The organism is Streptomyces oceani (genome assembly GCF_001751245.1).
Lineage (GTDB): Bacteria > Actinomycetota > Actinomycetes > Streptomycetales > Streptomycetaceae > Streptomyces > Streptomyces oceani.
Window position 1 is genome coordinate 92,246 of sequence record NZ_LJGU01000108.1, and the last position, 7,494, is coordinate 99,739.

Annotated in this window: 5 protein-coding genes; 1 reads left to right on the forward strand and 4 read right to left on the reverse strand. The window is 71.5% G+C overall.

The genetic code is table 11. The features are described 5' to 3' along the window. The 3 genes from AN216_RS29060 to mshD all read right to left on the reverse strand — a co-directional run. On the reverse strand, nt 1-323 hold a 323-nt coding region (locus tag AN216_RS29060; protein ID WP_170843032.1), incomplete at its 3' end, for a CHAD domain-containing protein. Between the two features lie 144 nt (nt 324-467). Then, a complete protein-coding gene (locus AN216_RS05150) occupies nt 468-2,717 on the reverse strand; it encodes an RNA degradosome polyphosphate kinase (RefSeq protein ID WP_070195400.1) in 2,250 nt (749 codons plus the stop codon). 304 nt (nt 2,718-3,021) lie between these two features. Next, nucleotides 3,022-3,918 carry a mycothiol synthase gene (gene mshD, locus AN216_RS05155; RefSeq protein WP_070195378.1) on the reverse strand — a complete coding sequence of 299 codons (897 nt, stop codon included), beginning with the start codon at nt 3,916-3,918 and terminating at the stop codon, nt 3,022-3,024. Nucleotides 3,919-4,224: 306 nt separating this feature from the next. Between mshD and AN216_RS05160 the strand changes: the two genes are divergently transcribed. After that, a complete protein-coding gene (locus AN216_RS05160; RefSeq protein ID WP_070195379.1) occupies nt 4,225-6,096 on the forward strand; it encodes a bifunctional metallophosphatase/5'-nucleotidase in 1,872 nt (623 codons plus the stop codon). A gap of 123 nt (nt 6,097-6,219) precedes the next feature. Here AN216_RS05160 and AN216_RS05165 read toward each other — a convergent pair whose 3' ends face one another. After that, on the reverse strand, nt 6,220-6,897 hold the full coding sequence (locus AN216_RS05165; RefSeq protein ID WP_079166274.1) for an NADPH-dependent FMN reductase: 678 nt from the start codon (nt 6,895-6,897) through the stop codon (nt 6,220-6,222). Between the last annotated feature and the right edge of the window lie 597 nt (nt 6,898-7,494).

A 7,494-nucleotide genomic window follows, 5' to 3' on the forward strand; every position in this document is an offset into this window, starting at 1 on the left:
TACTCCCGGGACAGCGTGTCGGACAGCCAGCCGAGTTCGGCGCGCAGCTGGTCCGCCCAGGCGGTGTCGACCAGCGGGCGGTAGGCGTGCAGCGCGCCGCCGAGCCGTCCGGCGGCGCCCCGCAGCTGGCGTACGGCCGCCGCCGTCTCGGTCGCCGACTCGGCGCTGCCGGCGCTCTCGGCGTGTACCCGCAGCGCACGCAGGAGTTCGGCGGCCTCGGTGTGCAGGTACGGTCCCAGCGCCTCGCCGACGCGCACGGCGCCTCGGGCGCCGGCACTCGTCGCCGAGGCACGCTCGGCGACCGGTTCCCCCCGTTGTCCCATCACTCCCCCTCCCACGGCCGTGCCCCCGCGAGCAGCGGGACGATCGGCGGGCGAGCGAGCTGTCGGGAGGGGTCGCGCGGCAGGGTCAGATCCGGTGACGGAGTCAGGCCAGATGAGGGAGTCAGGTCAGGTGATGGGCTCAGGTCACGTAGCTGGCACACGTCGGCGCCTCCGGGCGTCGATCAGCATTTCCTGTATGTTCCGCAGTGGTCGGCCCTCCGCGTCGTGCGCGACGCGTGTCCAGTCGCCCTCCGAGTCGAGGTGCCAGGAGGCGGTCGTGTCCGAGGTGCCGCGTTCCAACAGTCGGGTGAGCGAGGCGCGGTGGGCCGGGTCGGCCACCCGCACCAGCGCTTCGATACGCCGGTCCAGGTTGCGGTGCATCATGTCGGCGCTGCCCAGCCACACCTCCGGTTCGCCGGCGTTCTCGAAGGCGAAGACCCGGGAGTGCTCGAGGAACCGGCCCAGCACGCTGCGCACCCGTATGTTCTCGCTCAGCCCGGGCAGACCCGGGCGCAGCGTGCAGATGCCCCGCACCCAGACGTCCACCGGCACCCCGGCCCGGGAGGCGCGGTAGAGCGCGTCGACGACAGCCTCGTCGACCATCGAGTTGACCTTGATCCGGATGCCTGCCGGCTGGCCCGCTCGGTGGTTGGCGATCTCCTTGTGCACCCGCGAGACCAGCCCGTCCCGCAGGGACCTCGGCGCCACCAGCAGCCGCCGGTAGGTGGCCCGGCGGGAGTAGCCGCTGAGCCGGTTGAACAGGTCGGACAGGTCCGCGCCGACCTGCTGGTCGGCGGTGAGCAAACCGAGATCCTCGTACAGTCGGGCGGTCTTCGGGTGGTAGTTGCCCGTGCCGACGTGCGCGTACCGGCGCAGCGTGTCGCCCTCCTGGCGGACCACCAGGGACAGCTTGCAGTGCGTCTTCAGCCCCACCAGTCCGTAGACCACGTGGCAGCCGGACTCCTCGAGCTTCCGAGCCCACCTGATGTTGGCCTGCTCGTCGAACCGGGCCTTCAGCTCCACCAGGACGAGCACCTGCTTGCCCGACTCGGCGGCGTCGATCAGCGCGTCGACGATCGGGCTGTCCCCGGACGTCCGGTAGAGCGTCTGCTTGATCGCCAGCACGTCCGGGTCCGCCGCCGCCTGCTCCAGGAACGCCTGTACGGAGGTGGAGAAGGAGTCGTACGGGTGGTGCAGCAGGACGTCCCGGTCTCGTAGCGCCGCGAAGACGTCCGGGGCCGAGGCGGACTCCACCTCCGCCAGGTCACGGTGCGTGCCTGCGACGAACTTGCGGTACTTCAGGTCCGGCCGGTCCATCGCGCTGGCGATACCGGTGAGTCCGGTGAGGTCCAGCGGGCCGGGCAGCGGATACACCTCGGCGTCGCTCACCTTCAGCTCCCGCACCAGCAGGTCCAGGACGTACGGGTCGATGGACTCCTCGACCTCGAGGCGTACGGGCGGACCGAACCGGCGGCGCATGAGTTCCTTCTCCAGCGCCTGAAGGAGGTTCTCCGTGTCGTCCTCCTCGACCTCCAGGTCCTCGTTCCGCGTGACCCGGAACATGTGGTGCGCCAGCACCTCCATGCCGGGGAACAGCTCCTCCAGGTGCGCGGCTATCACGTCCTCCAGCGGGACGTACCGCTGCGGGGACGCCTCCAGGAAGCGGGCGAGCAGCGGCGGCACCTTCACCCGCGCGAAGTGGGTGGCGCCGCTGACCGGGTTCCGCACGACCACGGCGAGGTTCAGCGACAGCCCGGAGATGTACGGGAAGGGGTGCGCCGGATCGACCGCGAGCGGCGTCAGCACCGGGTAGATCTGCTGGCGGAAGAGGGTGAACAGGCGGGCCTGCTCCTTCTCGCTCAGCTCCGGCCAGCGGATCAGCCGCAGCCCCTCGTCGGCGAGGGCGGGCGCGACGTCCTGCTGGAAGCAGGCGGCGTGCCGCGCCATCAGCTCCCGGGAGCGGTTCCAGATCAGCTCGAGTACCTCCCGGGGCTGCAGCCCGGAGGCGGAGCGGGTCGCGACGCCGGTGGCTATCCGCCGCTTCAGGCCGGCGACCCGCACCATGAAGAACTCGTCCAGGTTGCTGGCGAAGATGGCCAGGAAGCTGGCCCGCTCCAGCAGCGGGGTCTCCGGGTCCTCGGCCAGCTCGAGGACCCGCTCGTTGAACGCCAGCCAGCTGCGTTCGCGGTCCAGGAAGCGGCCCTGCGGCAGGTCCGACTCGGCGGCGTCCGGCTCCTGGCCCTCCTCGTAGGTGTCCGGGTCCGCGTCCAGGTCGGGCGCCAGGTCCGGCTCCAACGTCGCCCCGGCTCCGGGGACGGCCTGCGGCCGGTGTGCCGCGATCGATCCGACGGACGGCTGTACGGTCTGGGAGTTCGGTGCAGCGGGCTGACTCATGAACCCATTGTTCCGCGCGTCGGTGACACCGAGCGCGGCGTGCGGGGCGCGAGTGGCTGGCTGCATTCCGCGATCTTCGCAAGCGCGGTTGAATCACCGGTTACGTCGACGTGGCGACGAGTCGAGCACCAGCTTGCCGCGCGCCCCGGGCCGAGCCCGGTCCGGGGGCGGCACGAGGCCCCGCCCGGCCCGTACGCCCGCCGGCCCGCGCGCACCGTCTGCTGTACGGCCAAGGCGGANCCCGTACGCCCGCCGGCCCGCGCGCACCGTACGCCCGCCGGCCCACGCACGTACGCCCGCCGGCTCAGGTCTCGGTGCGGTACATCAGGTCCGTCTCGTGCGTACGGAAGCCGAGCCGCTCGTACACCGTCACCGCCGCCACGTTGTCCGCGTCCACGTACAGCATCGCCGTCGGCAGCCCACGGTCCCGCGCCAGGTGCCGCAGCCCGAGCGCGGTCAGCGCCCGCCCCAGTCCGCTGCCCTGCTCGTCCGGCGCGACGCCGAGGACGTACACCTCGCCCAACTGCTCGGCGCTGTGCACCTTCGTCCAGTGGAAGCCGACGAGCCGCTCCCCGCGCACGGCCAGGAAGAAACCACTCGGATCGAACCAGGGCTCGCCCTTGCGGTCATCCAGGTCCCGCTGGGTGAGTCCGCCCTGCTCCGGATGGTGCGCGAAGGCGGCGGCGTTCAGCTCCAGCCACTGGGCGTCGTCCTCGCCCGGCCGGAAGGTACGCACCCGCACACCGTCCGGCGGCGTCGGCTCGGCCAGTTCCAGCCCGGCCAGCGGCCGGCGTAGCTGACGCAGCTCGCGGAACAGCGTCAACCCCAGCTGCTGGGCCAGGTGTCTGGCCGCCGGGTGGCCGCCGTGCGCCCACAGCCGCAGCCGCTTGCCCGAGGCGTCCAGCAGCGCCAACCCCAGCCGACGGCCGTGTCCGCGGCCCCGGTGCTCCGGGTGCACGACCAGTTCACCGGCCGGCGCCTCGACGGGGTCGGTGTCCTCCAGCTGCGCGTAGCCGACCAGTTGGTCGCCGCTGTGCACCAGCAGGTGCCGTACGCCCGTCCGGCGTCCGCCGCGCAGCTGCAACCGCCCCTGTTCGGAGACGGCCGGCTGCCCGTCGACCCGGGCGGCGGCGTCGATCAGTTCCTGTGTCTCCCGCACGTCCCGGGGGGACACCTCGTCCGCAACCACCACGTCACTCATGCCAGGGAGCCTAATGGAGCCCGCGCCACCGAGCGTGCCGCCCCGGCGAACCGCCGCCCGGCGAGCGGTGGTCCGTCGACCCGTCGCTTCCCGACCGCTGTCCGGTCAGCCGGCACAACCAGCCGCACGACCCGCTGTCACGACCAACTGGCACTCCGCACTGGCACCACTCGCTGGCGCAACCCGATGGCCAAGCGCGCACGACCGACTCTTCACACCGCGCCCCCTGACACGCTACGCGCGTCGATCGTAGGCTTCCTCCGCTCGACCCCCACCAGACCCCGGACTTGAGGGACCACAGGAGCCATGGCAGTAACTTCCCGCCCCACACGCGCCCCCGCGCGCGCCCCAGGGCGCAGACGCCGGACCGCTCGACTCACCACCACCGCCGCCGCGTTGGCCACCGCGGTCGGCCTCCTCTCGGCCGCGACCCCCGCCAACGCGGGCGACCCGGCGTCCACCTCGGGCCGTACGACCAGCGCGCACGAGCGGTCAGCAGACCGGTCCACCGGTCGGACGGTAGACGTGCAGATGCTGTCCTTCAACGACTTCCACGGAAACCTCGAACCCCCGCAGGGCTCCGCCGGCGAGGTGACCGAGCGGCAGCCGGACGGCAGCACGAAGCAGGTCAAGGCCGGCGGGGTGGAGTACCTGGCGTCCAGCCTGCGCGAGGCCCGGGAGGGCGAGGAGTACTCGGTCACCGCCGCGGCCGGCGACATGGTGGGGGCGAGCCCGCTGATGTCCGGTCTGTTCCACGACGAGCCGACCATCGAGGCGATGAACAAGCTGGAGCTGGACGTCACCTCCGTCGGTAACCACGAGTTCGACGAGGGACGTGCCGAGCTCGAGCGGCTTCAGAAGGGCGGCTGCCACCCCGAGGACGGCTGCGCCGAGGAGGGGCGTACGTTCCAGGGTGCCGACTACCCGTACCTCGCGGCGAACGTGACGGACAAGAGGACCGGCGAGCCGATCACGAAGCCGTACCACGTCTGGAAACAGCGCGGGGTGAAGGTCGGCTTCATCGGCGTCACGCTGGAGGGCACCGGCGATCTCGTCGCGGACGACGCGGTGAGGGGGCTGGAGTTCCACGACGAGGTCGAGACGATCGACAAGTACGCCGAGGAGTTGGAGCGCAAGGGCGTCAACGCGGTGGTCGCGCTGGTGCACGAGGGCGGCAAGCCGGCCGGCGACGCGTACAACTACGACTGCGACAGCCCCGGCCCGGGCGACGGCATCTCCGGTCCCGTCTCGGCGATCGCCGAGAAGACCACCCCGAAGGTGGACGCACTGGTCACCGGGCACACCCACGAGGCGTACGCGTGCAACGTCCCGGACCCCGAGGGCACGCCGCGCACGGTCACCTCGGCCGCGTCGTTCGGCACGCTCTACACGGACACCACGCTGACGTACGACCGGGCCACCAAGGACGTCGTACGCACCGAGGTGGCGGCGGCGAACCACGTGGTGAGCCGGGAGCAGCCCAAGGCCAAGGACATGACCAAACTCATCGAGCGCTGGGGCAAGTTGGCGGAACCGGTCGCTGAGCGGCCCATCGGCTGGATCGCGGAGGACATCGCCGGTGCCGGCTCAGACGTCCCCGAGACACCGCTGGGCGACCTGATCGCGGACGCCCAACTGGCCGACGGCAAGAAGCAGGACGAGGACACCGACCTGGCGCTGATGAACAGCGGCGGCATCCGCGCCGACCTCACCCACGAGGCGTCCGGCGACGAGGGCGACGGCGTGGTGACGTACGAGGAGGGCTTCTCCGTGCAGCCGTTCTCGAACACCGTCAACCTCGCCGACCTGACCGGCGAGCAACTGCTCCAGGTGCTACGGGAGCAAGTGAGCGGGGACAACGCCGAGAGCCCGAAGATCCTCCAGGTCTCCGAGGGCGTGGAGTACACCCTCGACCTGACCAAGTCCGGTGCGGACCGGGTGGTGGCGGACAGCGTACGGATCAACGGCGAGGCACTCGATCCGGACGCCACCTACCGGGTCGCCATGAACAGCTTCCTGGCCGGCGGCGGGGACGGCTTCCCGACTCTGGCCGAGGGGAAGAACCCGCAGGTCGGCGAGGACGACATGGCGGCGCTGGAGGCGTATCTGACGGACAACTCCTCGAAGGAGAAACCGCTCGAGGCACCGGCGGCGGATCGTATCGAGGTCAAGGAGTAGCCGGGCCCGGAACAGCCGAACGCGGGCCGCTGCCCGGCTCGCCCCGCCACGTCGGGGCGAGCCGGGCAGTTCACGTGCGGGCAGCGGGTCATGGGCTGTGTGCTGGCCCCGCTGGCCCCGGCATCAGCCGATCGCGGCGGCGTACGGGCTCTTCGTACGGGCCTCGCGCAACGCCGTCGCCCACCAGTCGAGCTGGCCGAGCATGCCCCGGGCCGCCACCGCGGCCTTCTCGTGGTCGTCCGGGCGGCCGTCCTCCTGGAAGCGTCCCCAGGGGTTGTGGAAGCTGAGCGAGTCCCGGACGGTGACCGCGTGCAACTCGGCGAATACCTGGCGCAGTTGCTCGACGGCGCGGAGCCCGCCGCTCATCCCGCCGTAGGACACGAAACCGACCGGCTTGGCCTGCCACTCGGCGTGGAACCAGTCGATGGTGTTCTTCAACGGGGCGGGGAAGCTGTGGTTGTACTCGGGGGTGACCACGACGAAGGCGTCGGCGGCGGCCAGCCGGCGAGCCAACCCGTCCTGGACCCGCGCCGTCTCGGCGGGCGGCGCGGCGGCGAAGTCGGGGAAGGCCTGGGGCAGTTGGTGGTCCGCCAGGTCGATGGTGTCGACCTGGCCGAAGCCCGAGTGGCCTTCCGCCTCCCGCACGAACCAGTCGCCGATGACCGGCCCGAAGCGGCCCTCGCGGACGCTACCGTAGAGCACGGCCAGCCGGGTCGGACGAGCGTCCCCGTTCGCTGGGGTGGTGGCCCGGCTGTCGGTGGCGGTGGTTGTCGAAGTGGTGGTCACAGTGACGGCGTTCATCGCTTCCTCCTGGCTGAGTAGGTGACCACCAGGCTGCTACTTGAATCAAACTTCAAGTCAACACGTTCACCACTTCGCCGCTCTCGCGCCACGCCGGAGTACTAGCTGGTACCGCCCCGGGAACGGACCCGGCCAAGGCGGCGCGCGGCGCGGCCACGGTAGCGATCGGTCACTGCGCTCCCTGAAGCGCGCCCGGAGCGGGGTGGTCACTCGACAGCCGTCCCGCTCCTCGATCTCTTCCTGGGCGAGTTCGGCCCGGTGAGGGATCACGGCATCGTCCCTCCGCCGAAAGTCACGAGGAACCTCGAGCTGGGGCGAGCCGTACTCGGCGAACCCCACCAGCATCTCCTCCAGCACCCGTCGGGCATGAGGGTCGCCGTGGACGTCAGCGCCGCTAGCCGCCACTGTCCCGGGCACCGATGAGGTCCAGCCGCTCTGTGACATCGACCAGGCGGCTAGGCATCTGCGACCTCCACCTCGTGCCGTACTGTCACTCGGCTGGCCCCAGCTGACCCGACGGCCCCGGCTGACCCGGCGGCTCGGTCGGCGGCGGTGCCGGAGCCCCGGGGAACCGCAGCGCCGCCTCCATGCCGCCGC

What these genes read in the sequence shown, in the direction of transcription:
- AN216_RS05150 (WP_070195400.1), bottom strand. Translation starts at nt 2,717, where the DNA reads ATGAGTCAGCCCGCTGCACCGAACTCCCAGACCGTACAGCCGTCCGTC.
- mshD (WP_070195378.1), bottom strand. Translation starts at nt 3,918, where the DNA reads ATGAGTGACGTGGTGGTTGCGGACGAGGTGTCCCCCCGGGACGTGCGG.
- AN216_RS05160 (WP_070195379.1), top strand. Translation starts at nt 4,225, where the DNA reads ATGGCAGTAACTTCCCGCCCCACACGCGCCCCCGCGCGCGCCCCAGGG.
- AN216_RS05165 (WP_079166274.1), bottom strand. Translation starts at nt 6,897, where the DNA reads ATGAACGCCGTCACTGTGACCACCACTTCGACAACCACCGCCACCGAC.